The organism is Flavobacterium xanthum (assembly GCF_900142695.1).
Taxonomy (GTDB): domain Bacteria; phylum Bacteroidota; class Bacteroidia; order Flavobacteriales; family Flavobacteriaceae; genus Flavobacterium; species Flavobacterium xanthum.
Map to the genome: position 1 here is coordinate 19,747 of NZ_FRBU01000001.1, position 19,168 is coordinate 38,914.

Annotated in this window: 17 protein-coding genes; 8 read left to right on the forward strand and 9 right to left on the reverse strand. The window is 34.8% G+C overall.

From position 1 onward, the window contains the following. Positions 1 to 26: 26 nt before the first annotated feature. The 4 genes from BUC11_RS00075 to BUC11_RS00090 all read left to right on the forward strand — a co-directional run bounded on the left by BUC11_RS00075 (position 27) and on the right by BUC11_RS00090 (position 4,086). Positions 27 to 494: a hypothetical protein gene (locus BUC11_RS00075; RefSeq protein WP_084129452.1), complete on the forward strand. Its 468-nt coding sequence runs from the start codon at positions 27 to 29 to the stop codon at positions 492 to 494. A 127-nt stretch (positions 495 to 621) separates the two neighbouring features. After that, a complete protein-coding gene (gene ffh / locus BUC11_RS00080; RefSeq protein WP_066082116.1) occupies positions 622 to 1,971 on the forward strand; it encodes a signal recognition particle protein in 1,350 nt (449 codons plus the stop codon). A 77-nt stretch (positions 1,972 to 2,048) separates the two neighbouring features. Beyond that, positions 2,049 to 2,930, forward strand: a complete 882-nt coding sequence (locus BUC11_RS00085; RefSeq protein ID WP_073350644.1) for a bifunctional 5,10-methylenetetrahydrofolate dehydrogenase/5,10-methenyltetrahydrofolate cyclohydrolase — start codon at positions 2,049 to 2,051, stop codon at positions 2,928 to 2,930. A 229-nt stretch (positions 2,931 to 3,159) separates the two neighbouring features. Beyond that, the gene (locus BUC11_RS00090) at positions 3,160 to 4,086 is read left to right on the forward strand and encodes a magnesium transporter CorA family protein (protein WP_073350646.1); all 927 of its coding nucleotides are present in this window, start codon (positions 3,160 to 3,162) and stop codon (positions 4,084 to 4,086) included. 123 nt (positions 4,087 to 4,209) lie between these two features. Here the strand turns inward: BUC11_RS00090 and rluF are convergent, their stop codons facing one another. The 4 genes from rluF to BUC11_RS00110 form a co-directional block, all read right to left on the reverse strand. After that, positions 4,210 to 5,022 (reverse strand): 23S rRNA pseudouridine(2604) synthase RluF, encoded by an 813-nt coding sequence (rluF, locus tag BUC11_RS00095; protein WP_073350647.1) that lies wholly within the window; start codon positions 5,020 to 5,022, stop codon positions 4,210 to 4,212. Positions 5,023 to 5,184: 162 nt separating this feature from the next. Beyond that, entirely contained in the window at positions 5,185 to 6,027 is an 843-nt protein-coding gene (locus tag BUC11_RS00100) for an alpha/beta fold hydrolase (protein WP_073350649.1), read from the reverse strand. Between the two features lie 38 nt (positions 6,028 to 6,065). After that, on the reverse strand, positions 6,066 to 6,845 hold the full coding sequence (locus BUC11_RS00105) for a zinc ribbon domain-containing protein (protein WP_073350651.1): 780 nt from the start codon (positions 6,843 to 6,845) through the stop codon (positions 6,066 to 6,068). 3 nt (positions 6,846 to 6,848) lie between these two features. Next, positions 6,849 to 7,943, reverse strand: coding sequence for a Nif3-like dinuclear metal center hexameric protein (locus BUC11_RS00110; protein ID WP_073351035.1), 1,095 nt, complete (start codon positions 7,941 to 7,943; stop codon positions 6,849 to 6,851). A gap of 195 nt (positions 7,944 to 8,138) precedes the next feature. On the opposite strand from BUC11_RS00110, the gene BUC11_RS00115 reads away from it, so the two are divergent. The 4 genes from BUC11_RS00115 to BUC11_RS00130 are packed head-to-tail and all read left to right on the forward strand — an operon-like array spanning position 8,139 to position 10,456. Beyond that, positions 8,139 to 8,387 (forward strand): DUF2683 family protein, encoded by a 249-nt coding sequence (locus BUC11_RS00115; RefSeq protein WP_073350655.1) that lies wholly within the window; start codon positions 8,139 to 8,141, stop codon positions 8,385 to 8,387. Beyond that, complete coding sequence (locus tag BUC11_RS00120; protein ID WP_073350656.1) at positions 8,363 to 8,644, forward strand: Txe/YoeB family addiction module toxin; 282 nt, start codon at positions 8,363 to 8,365, stop codon at positions 8,642 to 8,644. Before BUC11_RS00115 ends, BUC11_RS00120 begins: the two co-directional genes overlap by 25 nt. Positions 8,645 to 8,646: 2 nt before the next feature. After that, a complete protein-coding gene (lpxK, locus tag BUC11_RS00125; protein WP_073350658.1) occupies positions 8,647 to 9,672 on the forward strand; it encodes a tetraacyldisaccharide 4'-kinase in 1,026 nt (341 codons plus the stop codon). Then, positions 9,644 to 10,456, forward strand: coding sequence for a purine-nucleoside phosphorylase (locus tag BUC11_RS00130; protein ID WP_073350660.1), 813 nt, complete (start codon positions 9,644 to 9,646; stop codon positions 10,454 to 10,456). Before lpxK ends, BUC11_RS00130 begins: the two co-directional genes overlap by 29 nt. Positions 10,457 to 10,459: 3 nt before the next feature. On the opposite strand, the gene BUC11_RS00135 is transcribed toward BUC11_RS00130, so the two are convergent. The 5 genes from BUC11_RS00135 to BUC11_RS00155 form a co-directional block, all read right to left on the reverse strand. Next, positions 10,460 to 12,625, reverse strand: coding sequence for a tetratricopeptide repeat-containing hybrid sensor histidine kinase/response regulator (locus BUC11_RS00135; protein WP_073350662.1), 2,166 nt, complete (start codon positions 12,623 to 12,625; stop codon positions 10,460 to 10,462). A 15-nt stretch (positions 12,626 to 12,640) separates the two neighbouring features. Beyond that, complete coding sequence (gene gap, locus BUC11_RS00140) at positions 12,641 to 13,648, reverse strand: type I glyceraldehyde-3-phosphate dehydrogenase (protein ID WP_073350664.1); 1,008 nt, start codon at positions 13,646 to 13,648, stop codon at positions 12,641 to 12,643. A 64-nt stretch (positions 13,649 to 13,712) separates the two neighbouring features. Then, the gene (gene lipA, locus BUC11_RS00145) at positions 13,713 to 14,582 is read right to left on the reverse strand and encodes a lipoyl synthase (RefSeq protein ID WP_073350668.1); all 870 of its coding nucleotides are present in this window, start codon (positions 14,580 to 14,582) and stop codon (positions 13,713 to 13,715) included. A 280-nt stretch (positions 14,583 to 14,862) separates the two neighbouring features. After that, a complete protein-coding gene (locus BUC11_RS00150; protein ID WP_073350670.1) occupies positions 14,863 to 15,678 on the reverse strand; it encodes an energy transducer TonB in 816 nt (271 codons plus the stop codon). Positions 15,679 to 15,932: 254 nt separating this feature from the next. Next, positions 15,933 to 19,109 carry a TonB-dependent receptor gene (locus BUC11_RS00155; protein WP_073350672.1) on the reverse strand — a complete coding sequence of 1,059 codons (3,177 nt, stop codon included), beginning with the start codon at positions 19,107 to 19,109 and terminating at the stop codon, positions 15,933 to 15,935. Between the last annotated feature and the right edge of the window lie 59 nt (positions 19,110 to 19,168).

Below are 19,168 nucleotides of genomic sequence, written 5' to 3' on the forward strand. Positions count from 1 at the left end.
ATTTTAAAACTAATTACTGATATATTATGAAAAAAATATTGTTTTTCCCAGTCCTGTTTTTTATACTTTTATTGAATATTGCCGGAACTTGTTGTGCAGATGAGGTCGTTGTTACAAGTACAGTTGATAAAATTCCCGACGCAATACGCAGTACTTTGAATCAAGGAACTTGGAAAATCACTTATTTTTTCGATAGCAAAACCAATAAATTAAATTCTTTTTCTGGATATAATTTTACTTTTGGGCTAAATGATGTCTTAACCGCTCAATCTACAAGTTTAGATTACAGTGGAAAATGGTCTGTTATCAAATCTAATAAAATGGATGATAATCCGCATAACGATATTGAATTTACCATTGCTTTTTTGAATCCAAATGGAGCTGGGCTTTCAGAGGATTGGCATGTTTTTGAAATAACTCCCACGCAGCTCCGATTGAGAACCACAGAGAGTAGCGCTGGAGAAACTAAATATTTAACTTTTGAAAAAAGTTAGAATAATTTGTGCTTTATCGCCAAATACAACTACAAAACAGTCTGAAAAAAGACTGTTTTTTTATAATATTATGAATACAACTTCAAAATCAAATGCTTAAATTTGCATTTCAAAATAAATCATTACTATGTTCGATAATTTAAGCGATAAACTAGACAAAGCCTTTCACATACTTAAAGGTCACGGAAAAATCACCGAAGTAAATGTAGCCGAAACGCTGAAAGAAGTCCGTAGAGCCTTACTTGACGCCGATGTCAACTTCAAAATTGCGAAAGATTTTACTACCAAAGTAAAAGAAAAAGCAATTGGGCAGGATGTATTGACAACCCTACAACCGGGACAATTGTTAGTGAAGTTAGTCAAAGACGAGCTTACGGAATTAATGGGGGGTGATGTTGCTGGAATCAATCTTTCTGGAAATCCAACGGTTATTTTGATGGCAGGTTTGCAAGGATCAGGTAAAACTACTTTCTCTGGAAAATTGGCAAATTATCTTCTTACAAAAAAGAATAAAAAACCATTATTGGTGGCTTGTGATATCTACAGACCAGCAGCAATTCAACAATTGTATGTAGTTGGGGATTCGATAGGAGTTGAGGTATATTCTGAACCAGAAAATAAAAATCCTGTTGAAATTGCTCAAAATGCGATCAAACATGCGAAAGCAAATGGGTTTAATGTTGTAATTGTCGATACAGCCGGTCGTTTAGCAGTTGATGCGGAAATGATGGATGAAATTGAACGCGTTCACAAAGCCATACAGCCGCAAGAAACATTATTTGTTGTGGATGCAATGACAGGTCAAGATGCTGTAAATACAGCAAAAACCTTTAACGAAAGATTAAATTTTGACGGGGTTATCTTAACCAAATTAGATGGTGATACACGTGGTGGAGCTGCGATTTCGATTAAATCGGTTGTTAATAAACCAATTAAATTTGTAGGTACAGGAGAAAAGATGGACGCGATTGATGTGTTCTATCCCATTCGTATGGCCGAAAGAATTTTGGGAATGGGAGACGTTGTGTCTTTGGTAGAAAGAGCGCAAGAGCAATTTGACGAAGAAGAAGCCAGAAAAATCCAAAAGAAAATTGCCAAAAACGAATTCGGCTTTGATGATTTTCTTTCTCAAATCCAGCAAGTAAAAAAGATGGGAAATATGAAAGACTTGGTTGGAATGATACCAGGTGCTTCCAAAGCCATGAAAGATGTGGAGATCGAAGACGATGCATTCAAACATATTGAAGCAATCATTCATTCGATGACGCCAATTGAAAGAAGCAAGCCGGCTTTAATTGATGTCAAAAGAAAAGCCAGAATAGCTAAAGGTTCGGGGACCAAAATCGAGCAGGTCAACCAATTGATGAAGCAGTTTGACCAAATGAGCAAGATGATGAAAATGATGCAAGGACCAGGGGGAAAAAACCTAATGAAAATGATGGGCGGCATGAAAGGCGGAATGCCAGGAATGAGATAAAATGAGTCAAAAGTAGAAAGTCTTAAAGTCGTAATGATTTTGAGACTTTTTGCTTTAATATATTAAACCAAATAACAATGCAACTACTAGACGGAAAAAAAACAGCGGAAGAGATTAAAAGTGAAATTGCTGTAGAAGTACAAAAAATGAAAGACAATGGGGAGAAAGTACCTCATTTAGCAGCTCTGATTGTTGGAAATGATGGAGCAAGTTTAACCTATGTAGGAAGTAAAGTAAAAGCCTGTGAAAGAGTGGGTTTTGAATCTACTTTAGTAAAAATGCCAAGTACCACTACTGAAGTTGAATTACTAAAGAAGATTAAGGAACTAAATGAGAATGATGAAATTGATGGATTTATCGTTCAATTGCCGCTTCCAGAACAAATTGATGAGCAGAAAGTGTTGATGGCGGTTGATCCAAGTAAAGATGTCGATGGATTTCATCCTGAGAATTTTGGAAAAATGGCATTAGACATGACTACTTTTATTCCAGCGACACCTTTTGGAATTTTAGAATTGTTAGAAAGATACGGTGTAGAAACCAAAGGGAAACATACCGTTGTGATTGGTCGTAGCCATATCGTGGGAAGACCAATGAGTATTTTGATGGGTAGAAAGGGTTTTCCTGGAAATTCAACAGTTACTTTAACACACAGTTACACTAAAAATATTGAAGAAATTACCATTCAAGCGGATATCATTATTACGGCTTTGGGTGTTCCAAATTACCTGAAAGCAAATATGGTGAAGGAGGGTGTTGTCGTGATTGACGTAGGTATTACTCGTGTTCTTGATGAAACAAACGAAAAAGGATATGTTATTACTGGTGATGTTGATTTTGAGAATGTAAGTAAAAAATCATCGTTTATTACTCCGGTTCCGGGTGGAGTAGGACCTATGACTATTGCAATGTTATTGAAAAATACGCTTTTAGCTAGAGAAATGAAAAGAAATAAATAAAGAGAAACATAGTGTTAATTAAAAGCCTTAAATGTACGTTTAAGGCTTTTTTTATCTTAAAATACGCATAAAATTCTGATAATTGATGCTGAAACGGAATTTAAAGAATACTTTTGAACCACTTAAAAAAAAGACCTTTAAAATGGACGATTATTATTCGGAAATGTTGAACTAATGTAGCACTTGAACTATTTTCAAGAGGCTATAAATAAACCTATGGAATTTTGAAATGAGAGCTTTTTACAAAAACAATAACGGATTAACTGCCATTACGGAATGGACGCCAAACTGCTGGATCAATATAGAATGTCCTACCGCAGCAGAAAAGAAATATTTACTCGACGAATTACAAATTCCAGAAGCATTTTATAATGACATCGAAGATATTGATGAAAGACCACGGATAGAAATTGAAAATGGTTGGACTTTGATCATCATGCGAATTCCTGTAAAAAGTAATATTATTAAACTACCTTTTCATACTATACCCGTTGGAGTTGTATTTAAAGGAGCGATTTGCATCACTATCACTTTTCATCAAACGGAAATGCTTACTGACTTTGTAACCTATACGAAACGCAAAAATATCAACATTAAAGACAATTTTGATTTAGTGTTGAAACTGCTATTATCCTCCAGCGTTTGGTTTTTGAAATACTTAAAACAAGTCAACCAAAAAATAAAATTAGCCGAGGATAATCTCGAAAAGTCAATTAAAAATGAAGAGTTACAAGCGTTGCTTCAAATAGAAAAATGTTTGGTATTCTTCATGACTTCTTTGAAGGGGAATGATATTTTATTACACCGAATCAAGAATATAAAGTCACAAAAAGAGCATTTTGATCTGGATTTATTAGAAGATGTTGAAATTGAATTGCGTCAGGCACAAGAAACTACTAATATTTATAGTGACATCTTAACGGGAACTATGGATGCGTATGCTTCAGTGATTTCTAATAATATGAATACGATCATGAAACAGATGACTTCGATTTCGATTATTCTGATGATTCCAACCTTGATTGCCAGTTTGTACGGAATGAATGTGCCTAATGATTTACAAGATAATCGCTATGGAATATGGATTGTTATTTCTGTATCTGTTTTATTATCTGCTTTTGGTGTGTTTTTATTCAAAAGAAAGAGATGGTTTTGATTCTATAAAACGTGAAACGCAGTTCTTTAGACCATCATATTGATATAGAACGGTCAAAACCTCAACAAAATAAATAAAAGTATGCATTTCTATTTGAAATGAGTGTTTTGCGGTATTTTATAGTTAATAATCTCCTCGTCCTTTAAACCTTGGATCATCTCTTTTTATGAATTCGGTTCTTCTTTTTGGCGCTTCCGTTTTGGGTAAACTCGCTTCTTCGGTTTTGCTGGAAGGTTCTATCAATTCGTTTAATTCTTTGATTTCTGCATCAGTCAAATCTCGGAATCTTCCAACAGGAATATCAAGTGATATATTGATAATTCGGATGCGTTTCAAGGCAATAACATCATAACCCAAATACTCACACATTCTACGAATTTGACGGTTTAAACCTTGTGTCAAGATGATTTTAAATGTCGTAGAACTTATTTTTTCTACCTTACATTTTCGGGTAACCGTGTCTAAAATTGGAACACCATTACTCATTTTTTCGATAAAACGATCGGTGATTAATTTGTTGACCGTTACCGTATATTCTTTTTCGTGGTTGTTTCTCGCACGAAGAATTTTGTTGACAATATCGCCGTCATTAGTCATAAAAATCAACCCCTCAGATGCTTTGTCTAAACGGCCAATAGGGAAAATGCGTGTTGGATAATTAATATAATCTACAATATTGCCGCGAACTTCTAAATTGGTTGTACATTCAATTCCAACAGGTTTATTAAAAGCTAAATAAATAGATTTCTCTCTTTTCTCTCGAATTAATTTTCCATCAATACGCACTTCGTCATTCGGTGAAACTTTTGTGCCTAATTCCGGAATAACTCCATTGATGGTCACGCGACCTTCTTCAATGATTTTATCAGCTTCACGGCGGGAGCAATACCCAGTTTCTCCTATGAATTTATTGAGGCGTTTTAGATTTTCTTCCATACTGCAAAAGTAATGAATTTGATAATTAGATACTATTTAAAATTGATTTGAAAAGTATTGTTACACAAAGATGATCAAAGTTTTTTTTTTGAAAAAATTATAAAATTCTTCGTGAAGCTTCGTGTTTCCTTTGTGAATCTTTGCGAAATAGTTTTTTTAAAATTAGTCAAATAAGAAACGGGAGACTTTTTTGTATAATTCCGCCCCATGCATGCTGTGTCCTAAACCTTTGGTCTCTATAAAAACAGCATTTTTCCAAGTACTCGCTATTTTTTTTCCTTCCTCAAATAAAACGACCGTGTCATCAATATCGTGCGCAATTAATCCTCTGATGTTTAGTTTTGACGCAAATATTTTACCAGAAAATTGTTCTAAATTAAGTTGAAAAGTAGTCAGGTAATGCGCTTCTAAAGATTTTAAAATTTTAGAATTCAAACTTAACAAGCGGATGTAATTGTTTAAGATGATGTTGAAATCGCTTGGAGATCCCAAAATCACCATTTTTTGTAACGTGTCATTTTGATACACGGATTGGTAATACAGACAAGTCTTTCCACCAATAGAGTGACCGATGAGATATTTTGGTTTGAATTTTTCAACAGCGATATGGATAAAAGCGGCGTATTGGGGTATATTAAATTCTTTTCCACTAGATAATCCATGAGCTGGACCGTCTATGGCAATAATGGTACTGCCTGATTTTTTTAGATACGGGAGTAGTTTTTTCCATCGAGAAGCATTGCTTTCCCATCCATGAACCAAAAGAATAACAGTGTCATTTCCTTTCCAAGTATAGGTATGAAAAGAATCTTTTTCCACTTGGAACGTTTCAGATTGTGCTTCTAAAAGGATTTTAGGAAGTTTCTTTTTAGATAATTTACCTTCTCTAGGTTGGCTAAAAAAGGAATACGCCAGTTTTGATGCTTTCTTTGGAAGGATAAAGCTCAAGACGTTTATGTACAATCCAATGGACTTAGTGAATATAAAAAATACTATTTTTTTCATAAAAAAAAGTCCCGATGTGTGTCGGGACTTAAATGTAATTAGAATTTAGAAAACAATTGTTCCATTTTCTCTTTTTCTTCATCAGCTAAGGTGCTGTCAACTAATATTCTTCCGGAATGTTCATCAGTAATGATTTTCTTTCTAGAAGCTATTTCTACTTGTGTTTGTGGTGGAATAGTGAAAAATGATCCTGCCGACGCTCCTCTTTCAATAGAAACTACTGCTAAACCATTGCGAACACTTGTTCTAATTCTAGTGTAAGCTTTCAACAATCTTTCTTCAATTAAAGTTTGGAATTCAGCTGATTTCTCAGACAAGAATGCTTCTTCTTTAGCAGTTTCAGCCATGATAGCGTCTAACTCAGATTTTTTGTGCTTTAAGTGATTCGATTTTGCTTCTAATCTTTCTTTAGAGCTCGAAATTACTTCTTTCTTGTGTTCGATAGAAGCTTTCATTTCTTTAATTTGCTTTTCAGACAACTGAATTTCTAATTCTTGAAATTCAATCTCCTTTGTCAACGAATTAAATTCTCTGTTGTTACGAACAGTTTCTTGTTGCTTAGTATATTTTTTGATAGCTTCTTTATGCTCATCAATTGCATTCTTTTTAGATTTGATAAGATCCTCGATAACTTCAAGTTCTCCTTTCAATTTTTCTGAACGTGTGCTTAAACCAGCCACTTCATCTTCTAAATCCTCTACTTCTAAAGGAAGTTCACCTCTTACGTTTCTGATTTCGTCAATTCTAGAGTCAATTAGTTGTAAATCGTAAATTGCTCTTAACTTGTCCTCAACACTTAATTCTTTCGTATTCGCCATATTCTATAAGTACTTAACTGGATTTGAATTTTCTTCTGATAAAATAACTGCAAAATTAAGGATTTTTTTTCGAAGATACTCTACAATATAATTTTTTGTATAGCGTTCGCTCTCAAAATGTCCAATATCGGCCAATAAAAGTTTATTTTCGGCTTCATAAAACTGATGGTATTTCAAATCGGCAGTCAAATAAGCATCAGCTCCAGCCTGAATCGCATTTTTTATAGCAAAACTTCCAGCTCCACCAAGAACGGCTACTTTTTTAATTTCCTTTCCAATAAAGTTGGAATGTCGAATTCCGCCACATTGCATTTTTTCTTTAGCAAAAAGAAGGAACTCTTTTTCACTCATGGGATTTTTCAATTCGCCAATCATGCCCAAACCAATATTCTGATGCTGATTTTGCAACTCATAAATCTCATACGCTACTTCCTCATACGCGTGGCTTTTGAATAATGCTTTCAGGATTTTGTTTTCCAAATGTTTTTCGAAAGTGACTTCGATTTTTATTTCGTCTCCTTGCACAAACTCAAATCGCTCGCCAATTTGCGGATTGCTGTGTTCATTTCCCATGTAGGTTCCAATTCCTTTTGAATTAAAACTGCAGTTTTCATAGTTGCCAATATTTCCTGCACCAGCATCAAATAGTGCATTTCGCACTTCTTCGGCATTTTCAGGAATGGTAAAAGTCACCAATTTCCGAATAAAGTTTTGCTTCGGAATAAGGATTTTAGTATTTATCAATCCCAATGCATCGCTGAATATTTTATTGACGCCTTCTTGATGATTGTCTAAAGCGGTGTGAACGGCGTAAATGGCAACATCGTTTTTTATAGCTTTGATTATGGCACGTTCCACGTAGTTTTTCCCCGTAATTTTTTTCAAACCAGAAAATAATATCGGATGAAAACAAACCACCAGATTGCAGTTTTTTGTAATCGCTTCGTCAATTATATTTTCTAATGCATCATGACAAACCAATATTCCGGTAGCTTCCACATCTTGATCTCCAACCAGTAAACCCACATTGTCAAAATCTTCGGCATAGGCGAGTGGCGCCATTTCTTCTAAAACGGAAATTATTTCTTTGATTTTCATGAACATCAGATTTTTGTCGCTTAATTTTGGTTTTTTCAATAAACAAATTAACGAATAAACAAATCAACTTTGAAATAAAACATCATCCTTTCTTAAAATGAATTTACCTTCAAAAATACAGTTTCTAACGAGCTAGTTTTTAAGTAAATTAAAATAGAACGATTTTTGTATATTTGTAATTCAATATCAATAGCTATGACTACTATAACTTTAAAAATCAACGAGCGTACCAAAGCAGGAAAAGCATTTCTGGAAATGACAAATGTTTTGGTTAAGGATTCAAAAGGAATTGAAATAATAGCAACTAGACCAAACAAGACTTCTGAAAAAAAATCGGAAATTTACAATCCTGAGTTTGTTGCAATGATAAAAAAAGCACAAAAAAGTAAAAAAAGAACAGTGGTAGATCCAAATGATATATGGGGAAGTTTAGGGTTGAAATAACCGAGCTTGCAAAAACGCAAATCGCGAAATATTTTAAGTCTGGAAATCAGGCCAGTATTAAAAAAATTGGAATAATATTACAAGAACTTTCAGAAACGCCATATACGGGCGTTGGCAAACCAGAAGCATTAAAGGAAAATTTAACCGGTTTTTGGTCAAGACAAATTAACCCAAAGGATCGGTTAATTTATACAGTAAATGATGATTTGGTTGTTGTTGATGTCATCTCAGCAATGGGTCATTATTCTGATAAATAATTATGAATTTACTCCGAAAAATACTCTTTCCGTTTGCCATTTTATATGGTCTCATAACGAGTATTCGAAATTTTCTTTTCGATAAAGGTATTTTAAAATCATACTCTTTTAATTTGCCAATAATTGCTGTTGGCAATCTCAGCGTTGGTGGAACTGGAAAAACACCCCAAATCGAATATTTGATTCGGTTGCTTTCGGATACATATAAAATTGCCACTTTAAGCAGAGGTTATAAAAGACAATCTGAAGGTTTTATTTTGGCTCAAGCCGGTACAGACGCAAAAATTCTTGGTGACGAACCTTTTCAATTTTTTCAAAAATTCCCGTCGATTCAAGTTGCAGTTGATGCCCACAGAAAAAACGGAATTGAACAATTACTAACACTCCCTGAAAAACCAGAAATTATCTTGCTTGACGATGCTTTTCAACATCGAAAAGTAAAAGCAGGACTTTATATTTTGCTCACTTCGTACGGCGATTTGTATTCTGATGATTTTATGTTGCCAACAGGAAATTTACGCGAAAGTAGGGATGGAGCTAAAAGAGCAAATATTATTATTGTCACCAAATGTCCTTTCAATCTTTCGCTTGACGAACAGCATAAAATTAAAAAGAGGTTAAAAGTTGGTGTAAATCAGGAATTGTACTTTACTTTTATAGCTTACGATGATTATATTTATGGAGAAAACCGAAAAATAAATGTAAATGAAATTCATTCAGGGGCTAAGGTATTGGTAGCAGGAATTGCAAAACCAGAACCGTTTTTTTCCTATTTACAAAACTCAAATGATGTCTGTTTGTCTTTTCCAGATCATCATCATTTTACCGATAAAGACCTATTAGAAATTAAAAATTTAGCGCAAAACAACATTATTATCACTACCGAAAAAGATTATGTACGTTTAAAAGGAAGTTTGCCAAGCGAACAACTTTTTTATTTACCAATACAAAGTTCTTTCCTTTCGGGAAGTGAAAATTTTAATAAAACAATTTTAGATTATGTGGGAACAAGTACAAGAAACAGTTAGTTATATTAACGAAAAAATCAATTTTACGCCAGAATATGGCGTGATTTTAGGTTCAGGATTAGGAAGTTTTACGGATGAAATGAAAGTAGAATATACGTTACCGTATAATGAAATCCCAAATTTTCCAGTGTCAACAGTGCAAGGTCATAAAGGCGCATTGGTTTTTGGAACAATAGGAGACAAGAAAGTGGTTGCCATGCAAGGCCGTTTTCATTTCTACGAAGGCTATTCGATGACCGAAGTTACATTTCCAGTGCGAGTAATGAAGTTTTTAGGGGTTACTAAATTAGTAGTGTCAAATGCTTCAGGGGGAGTGAATCCAAGTTATAAAGTGGGTTCTATTGTCATGATTACGGATCATATCAATATGACGCCAGAACATCCTTTACGAGGGAAAAATGACGAACGTTTTGGACCTCGATTTGTAAATATGAGCGAACCATATTCGAGAAAAATGATCGCGAAAGCCACTGAATTGGCAAAGGAATTAGAAATAGAAGTTCATGAGGGAATTTATTTAGGCTTACAAGGACCCACTTTTGAAACTTTGGCGGAGTATAAAATGGTGAAAATTTTGGGTGCAGATTGCGTTGGAATGTCAACAGTTCCAGAAGTTATTGTGGCGCGTCACATGGATTTGGAAACTTTTGGTATTTCAGTAATTACTGATATGGGTAACGAAGAAAGTATTGGGACGATTTCCCATGAAGAGGTATTAGAAGCCGCAAAAGCAGCAGAGCCAAAAGTGAGAAGTCTTATTAAAGAATTAATCTTACAGTATTAATCTCTAAATGTATTCCGCAATTGTTGTGTAAAATTCTTCTGGTATGAACGGTTTAGTGATAACATCGTTCATACCAAATGATAATAGCATGTCGCGGTTTTCATGAAGCGAGATCGCGGTAAGCGCGATAATAGGTGTAGCAGCATCAAAAGCCCTGATTAATTCTGTAGCGATTGTTCCGTTAATCCCGGGTAAGTGAACGTCCATCAGTACCAAATCAAATTTATTTTTACGTACTAAGTCTATTGCATCTTCACCATTATCAATTACTTCACAAATGATTTGCTTATTATGAAGCATTTTTTTTGTGATCATTTGATTGATTTTATTATCCTCAACCAATAATATTTTTTTGTTTACTAATTTAGAATCGTAATCAATTTTTTTGGTTGTTGTAAATTCTACAGGAAGTTCACTTATTTTAAAGGCTAATTTAAAAGAAAAGGAGGAACCTTGTCCAACGATGCTTTTTAATTCAATTCGTCCACCTAGGATTTTAATTAATTTCTTTACAATGGTCAGTCCTAAGCCTGTTCCGCCGTATTTTCGATTGACTTCAATCGAACCTTGTGAGAAACTATCAAACACGCTGGTCAGTTTGTCTTCAGGAATCCCAATTCCAGTATCTGTTATTTCAAAATATAATGTTGCCGCTGTGTCCTCTAAAACATGGAGATTTGCGGTTACTGTAACGTCACCATTTTTAGTAAATTTCAGGGCGTTATTAATTAAATTTAATATAATTTGTGACAATTTTGTTGGATCACCTATCAAATAGTCAGGAATCGCAGCATCGACATTTAAAGTGAAATTGTTGTTATTTACTAAAGCTAATTCTTTTAAGGAGTTTTGAATTCCAACTAAAAGTTGTTTTAGGTTGAAGTTAGTGTGTTCAATTTCAATACTGTGGGATTCAATTTTATTGATTTCTAAAATCTCATTTATAAATTTGGTCAAGTAATCGCCTGAAAATTTTAGCGAAAACAAATAGTCCATTTGTGTTTTCTTGGGATTTTCTTCTAATAGTAAATGCGTAATTCCATTGATAGCATTCAAGGGGGTACGAAGTTCGTGACTTACGGTCGATAGAAATTCAGATCTTGCTTTTGACGCCTTTTCGGCTTTGTCTTTTGCAATTTCTAATTCCTTATTTTTCTCCTTTAACAGCAAATTGGACTGATTTCGGATGATGTTATTTTTGTACAATGACAAACTTAATAAGGATAAAATAGAGATCAACGCAATAGCAAGAATACTAATGAGTTTAGAGAACTTACTAGCTCTTTCCTGTTCTTTAGTTTCATTATTGGTTTGAACAATTTCTTTTAACCGTTCTGATTCCTTGAATTTTGTATAATCGTCTATTCCCAGTCTTTCATTATTGATGATGGCAAGGCGCTCTTTTAGATTGAGATGTTGTTTTAAATAAGAGTAGGCATTGTTTTTATCTAATATTTTTTCGTGAACATTACTCAAGGCAAGCAATATGTTAGATTTCTGTTCAAGATTCTCCGATTTAGCATTTAATTCAAGCGCTTTATCAAGATAGTTTAAAGCTAAATTATTTCTGTTTTTTAGTGCTTCAATACTACCGGTTTGGTACAAGGCTTCTGTTTTGGTATCTGATAAAGCAGGAGTAGTAGGGATTGCAATTATCGTCTTGAAAACCGTTAAAGCGAGATCTAATTTGTTTTTACCTTTGTAAATTAATCCTTTTTGAAGTTGAAACAATTCAGCAACATCGGGGATATTTAGTGCCGTATATATAGATTTAGATTTCTGAAAGTACATGGCAGCTCTGTCGAAATTTTCTTTTGCCATGTAGCAAAAGCCAAGATTGTAATAGAGGTCCGCTTGGATAACTGCAGGTTCTTGCATCGCGATAAGCGAACTACTTTTTAGAAAATATTCAATTGCATCGTTATATTTTCTTAAGTCGTAATACAATTTTCCTAGGTTGTAGTTCTCAACTGCCTGATCTTTAATGTTGTTGTTTTTTTTAGCATATTGTATTGCTTTTTGGGTATTTGACAATGCCTCTTTGTAGTTGTTGTTTTGAACATGAGAATGACTCAAACTATTATAATAAGAGGTACTATCTGCATCCTCACTAGGTTGAGAATACAGCAGTGTATTTAAAAAGAGTACATAAACGAAAAGCAATTTCATTTGTTACTGATTTTTTTATTGGTTATTTTTCATGCTTGTCAAAAGTATTAAATCAATTATTCGAGAGGAATACCCAATCTCATTATCATACCATCCAACTACTTTAACCATTTTGTCGATGACTGAAGTTAGCTGAGCATCAAATATACATGAATTTTTATTGCCAATTACATCTACAGACACAATAGGATCTTCAGTGTAATCTAAAATGCCTTTTAAAGTAGTTTTTGCGGCTATTTTAAAGGCCGCATTTATTTCTTCAATAGTCACAGCGAGTTTCACGTTAAACGTGATATCGGTTAAAGAACCATCTGGAACCGGTACTCTAATACCGCAGCCACCAATCTTACCTTCAAACTCAGGAAATATTTTTGTCAATGCTTTCGCTGCTCCAGTTGTGGTAGGAACAATAGATTGACTGGCACCTCTAGCGCGACGTAAATCTTTATGAGGCTGGTCGTGCAAGCTCTGGTCTGTTGTATAGGAGTGTATTGTGGTAATATATGCTTGTTCTATGCCACAAAGTTCATTGATAACCTTAATCATGGGTGCTGCATTATTGGTCGTGCAACTGGCATTGGAGATAATAGTTTCAGAACCGTCAAGAACGGAATCATTTACACCTATAACTACTGTTTTTATAGTATCCACTTCTGAAGGTGCGGAGAGTATTACTTTTTTAGCGCCAGCTATAATATGGGAATTCAGTTCTTCAAAAGTTTTGTATTTCCCGGTAGATTCAATTACATAATCAATGTTTAAGCTTTTCCAATCGAGGTTAGAAATCCTTTTTTCGTGAAAAAACAAATAATGTTGTCCGTCTAGCAAAATCCCTTTTTCATCAGCGCTAACAGCAAATGGTAAAACACCGTGTATGCTGTCGTATTTTACTAGATGTGCCATTGTTTTTTTATCAGCAATATCATTGATGGCAACTACTTCTATGGATGGATGGTTTAAAAGCAAGCGGAATAAATTTCTTCCAATTCTTCCAAAACCATTTATGGCAATTCTTATTTTCAAGTTCTTTATTTTGTAGGCAAAGCTTATTTGATTAACCGATTAAACAAATAAACCAAGAGGTTATTTATAAAATATGTTTTTGAGCTTTGTAAGAAGAACGAACTAAAGGTCCGCTTTCGACATGTCGGAAACCTAATTCCAAACCAAATTGTTCGTATTTTGCAAATTGCTCTGGAGTTATGAATTCTTTTACCGGCAAGTGTTTTTTACTGGGTTGCAAATATTGTCCTATTGTAACGATATCAACGTGTACTGCACGTAAATCTCTCATGGTTTGATACACTTCCTCTTCTTGTTCTCCAAGTCCCAGCATAATACCAGATTTGGTTCTTTTGATCCCTTTTTCTTTCAAGTAGCGCAGTACTTCCAGACTTCGGTCATATTTTGCTTGAATACGGACTTCGCGAGTCAGTCTGCGAACCGTTTCTACATTGTGTGAAACTACCTCTGGATTTGCTTCTACAATGCGGTCAATGTTTCTTTCGATACCTTGAAAATCCGGAATTAAGGTTTCTAAAGTTGTGTTTGGGTTCATTCTGCGGATGGCTTTCACGGTTTCAATCCAAATAATAGAACCACCATCTTTCAAATCATCTCTGTCAACGCTTGTAACCACAGCGTGTTTAATATTCATAATTTTTATAGAACGCGCCACTTTTTCTGGTTCATCCCAGTCTACGGTTTCGGGTCTTCCGGTTTTTACTCCGCAAAAGCCACAAGAGCGGGTACACACATTTCCTAAAATCATAAATGTAGCCGTTCCTTCACCCCAGCATTCACCCATATTTGGGCAACTTCCTGAAGTGCAAATCGTGTTCAAACTATATTTATCAACCAAACTGCGAAGCTCGGTGTATTTTTGGCCAATTGGGAGTTTTACCTTTAACCACTTTGGTTTGCCTATAGGTAAAGTATTTTCTAAAACAGTTTCCATATATCATATTTTGAAGCTGCAAAGATAAGGAATGTAGTTTATTTTAGTATTGGTTTAGCCGTTTATTTGAAGGAATCACAGCAGAAGTCTTAGGAGCAGAATATTTAGGAATCTTAAGAAATAAGTTGCCCTGCTTTCGCCTTTATCTCTGCGCGCTGCTTCGAGGATACCAGCTCAATCAGGGCTATGTGAGAACTTTTTGTAGGTGTAAGGGAATGTTTTTAAAGATAAAAAAATAGGTGAAAAAAGCTCCAATTTAAATTGGAGCTTTTTCTGTTTTTTAATTCATCTGCACTGTAATGGGAAGGTTGTAGGCGGTTCGCACGGCTTTACCGTCAATCATACCAGGTGACCACTTTGTTCGCAATGATTTCAATACGCGAACTGCTTCTTCCCCTAGTCCATAACCAGGATCTCTTTTGACTTGAATGTCACTCATGCTGCCATCTCTTTCGATTACAAAAGAAACATAAACCCGAATTGATCCACTGCCTTCTATTTCTTTTTTTTCAAAATTATTACCTACATACGTATAAAACTTATTAATTCCGCCAGGGAATTCAGGAAGTTTATCTAGAGAAACGCTGTTGATGATCGCATTCCCTGTATCTATCGTGGTTGTTGTTTCGACTCCTGAAGGAGAAGCGGGATTGATGCCAATAGTACCTGTTCCTTCTGAAGTTGTATTTGTTATGGTAGTATTGTCGGTGTTTTTTGCAATGTCTTGATTGGCTTGTGAAGCTTGAACGATTACCGGATTAACCAGTTGGGCGCTTTTGATTGGCACCGCAACATTTTTAGTTTTTATCTCTAGCAAGGCCTTTTTTGGTTCAAGCTGGTTTGGAATTATGTCAGTAAGTTGCACTATAGTGTTGGTAAAATCAGGAATGTCAATTGGGGGTGTTCGATTGGGATTAAAATAAGTAATAATTATGGGAATGCTTAAAGCACTAAATAAAAATAGAACACCCATAAAAAGGGAGGTCAATGCCGTTTTTGTACTTTCTTGACGCAACTGATACGCTCCGTATTCTTTGTTTCTGTCTTGGAAAACAAGATTAATCCAGCCGGTTTCGTAAATGCTTAATTTTGACATAATGTTTGGATTTAGTGGTTAGGTACAATTAAATCATAAGCAAAAAGTTTTTTTAATGATAACGTGCAAAATAGGAATTGTAGTATATAAACTTAGTGTTTATTTTTCATTAAATTGAATTTATGTTTATTTATTTAACATAAAGAGTAGATAATTAATATACATGTTGTTTTTAGATAGTATTATTCATAAAAAAAGCGCATCCATACTAATGAATGCGCTTTGCAATTGTGTAAGTGGTTTATAATTTCAGTTTAAAAAGCATATTTGAATCCAATTTGTATTTGAAATGGATTTCCAGAGAGCGAAGGAAGTCCGGCATTGTTTACTCTGTAATTAAATTGTTGTCTGGTGCTGTCAAATCCCGGAACCGCAGCTGTTGTTCCTGATGCTGGTGTTCCTAAAGCATATAGTGATTGACTTCCCAACGATTTATTTACACCCCATTCTTTATTTAGTAAATTGGCAACATTAAAGATATCTGCTGTAAATTCTAAAAATTGTTTTTTATATAAAGTGACTTTTTTGGTGATTCTTATATCAACAAGACCATAAAACTCATTTATTCCTCCGTTTCTCTCTGCTAGTTTGCCGGAGTATTTGTTGATATAGTTTTTTAAACTTTGGCTTGCAGCCGGATTATCAAGTATAGTTTGCAATCCTGTTTTTATATTTTGGGGAACTGCCGGATTATTAATATCAAATATATACGCTAAATCATTGGATGAAGTGACAAAATCAGCATTTGTATTTCCTCCTGATAATAAACTGTAGCGTGTTCCGCCAATGCCAGAATATCGTACACCAACGTTGAAACCATAAAAAGTAGGTAGTGTTCCGTAAAATACTACTTTGTGACGGAAATGATTATCGGAATAACTCATTTTGCTCAAGTCTCTTGGATCATCTTCTACTGGTAATACTAAAGTTGCTGTGTTGGCTACGTTTCCGTTAAATGAAGTATTGTCTTTGGTATCATTCAAGGTATAACTGGCAGATATTTCACCGTCTTTAAAATAGCGATAGGTAGCATCAACAACTAGTGCAAATTGATTAACTTTTCCTTCGCTGTTCAGTTCTAAAACACGTCCTAATTTATTGCTGATTCGCCCTTGCATCCAGTCTCCGGCTCCATTTGCAGGGATTGAGCTTGCTGGAACATAAACACCACGATCGCCTTCATTGGCTAAGGTAAAAAATGGATTCGCCACCATATTGCGGTCTACATAAACATAGTTGTTGCGTCCTAAAGTTGCATATCCTGCTATTCCTGCTTTCAATCTATCAGTAAAAAAATGGGAGTAAGATGCATTTGCTTTGTAAACAACCGGAACTTTAGCATCTGTTCCTGTAAAATTTATTGTCGGTAGCTGAAACGCATCCAAAGTTGGAATACTAGCATAATTATTTCGATAATCATTGAAATTTGGCAAAGGAACATTTGGAGCTCTCACATCTACAGTTGCAGTGTGATTTCCATCAAAATATAAGTTGTTGATTATCGCATAATTATTTAAATCAGAAGCAAAAATTCCCCCTCCAAAGCGAATATAATCTTTGTGATTTTCATTTACATCCCAAGACAATTGCACTCTTGGTTGAAGAATAGCTGACTGAAGTTTATTATCCGTACGAATACCTAATTCATCAAAAACCAACTGATTGAATGTTGCAGTCGGATACTTAGCATAATCAAAACGCAACCCTAAAGTCAAGTCTAATCCCACGCCAATTTTAGTCTGCAACTGACCATAAATTCCAGCATTTAATATGTTCGAAATCACGGTAGGATCAGCCACCAAAGGAACTTCTCTGAAATAACGATAGGGAGTTTGATTGTCAAAGTTAGCCACACTATTGAAATGGAAACGACCGTTTACTTCGCTGCCATATAAAGATTTTGAATGTGTTTGCATTAAATCAAAACCAAAAGTATATTTCACTTTATCCGTGTTATAATAAATGTTGTCTACAATTTGGAAAACATTATTGGTAAATTTTTCCTGCGCAAATCGATGACCTCCAATTTGAATATTCGTAGTTCTTATTGCGCCGTTGATTGTTGAAGCCACATTTTCCACAATAGCACGAGGAATGTTGTAATCAGGCAATTGATCACCTGGATTACTATCCTGAAAAGTATACAAATGCTGTATTTTTAATTCATTTGTGACTCTTGCATTTACTTTGGTTCGCAAAGAAGCCAAAATACTATTGTCAATATTTAAGTCATCTCCAAAAGATTCATATAAATTTATGGCAGTGTTATCTTGCAGCCCTAATTTATTATTGTCATAGGTGAAGTTATTGCGTACTGTCAATAAATTATTGCTGTTAATTTGCCAGTCAAGTCGAGCGAAAGCAGCATCAGAATTCCTTTTTTTATCAAAAGTTCCGTATTGTGGAGAACTGGAAACACCATATTCATTGCGGGCAATAGTAACAAAATTGTCTAAGGTAGCTCTCGTAACATTAAAACGCAGTTCGTCGTCTGCAGATTGAACATCAGCGATGATTAAAGGCCGTAAATCTTGTTGATGATCCCAAGCTACAAAAAAATGTAATTTATCTTTAATAATTGGTCCTCCTAAAGTAAAACCGTATTGCGTAGTCGAAAAATCATTTTGACGTCTGTTTCCTCTAATGTCATACGGGCTTGACAGCCAGTCAGCGCGGTTGTAGGCAAACATACTTCCTGTTAAATCATTTGTTCCTGATTTAGTTACGGCACTTACTGTTCCACCACCACTTCGACCATAACTTACGTCATATTGATTGGTAACCACCTTAAATTCTCTCACGGCTTCTATGGAAATCGAATACGGAGCGCCACTTCGACTGGTTGTAGATCCTGCTGAAGTTGGGTTTTTAGCATTCATTCCATCTAATGTGTAATTTGTCGAGGAAGCTAGTTGGCCTGAAATATTTCCGCCTCTGGTCAAAGGCGATAAATCCATTAAGCTGGTGAAATTTCTTCCATTAACCGGCAACGCATTGATTAGTTTTGCCGTTACAGCTGTTGCTGCTCCTAAATTTCCTGTTTTGTTTTTTAAACCACGACCTACCACTTCAACCACTTCAAGATTTTGAATGTTGTCTTGCATCAGAATTTTGATGTTTATTAAATCCCCTTGATTTAAGGTGTAACCGGAACGTTGCTGTTCTCCAAAACCTAAAGCTGTAACGCTAATGGTGTAAGGTCCGCCTAAAGGAAGTTCTTTGAACGTAAAAACACCTTTAAAATTAGACAATGTATTGGTTTTAAATCCGGTTGATTCATTTCGGATTTGAACTGTCGCATCTTTCAGCGGTTCTGCATTATTTCCTAAAACGATACCTGAAATAGAGGCTTGAGTTGTTTGGGCAAAATTTGTTGCGCCAACAAAAACTGTTAGCACCATCGTAAATAAAAATAAGTGAAGTTGTTTCATGAATACTATTTTTTTGTTTTTTAGTGCTGACAAAGGAATTGACTAATTGAAAAAAGGCT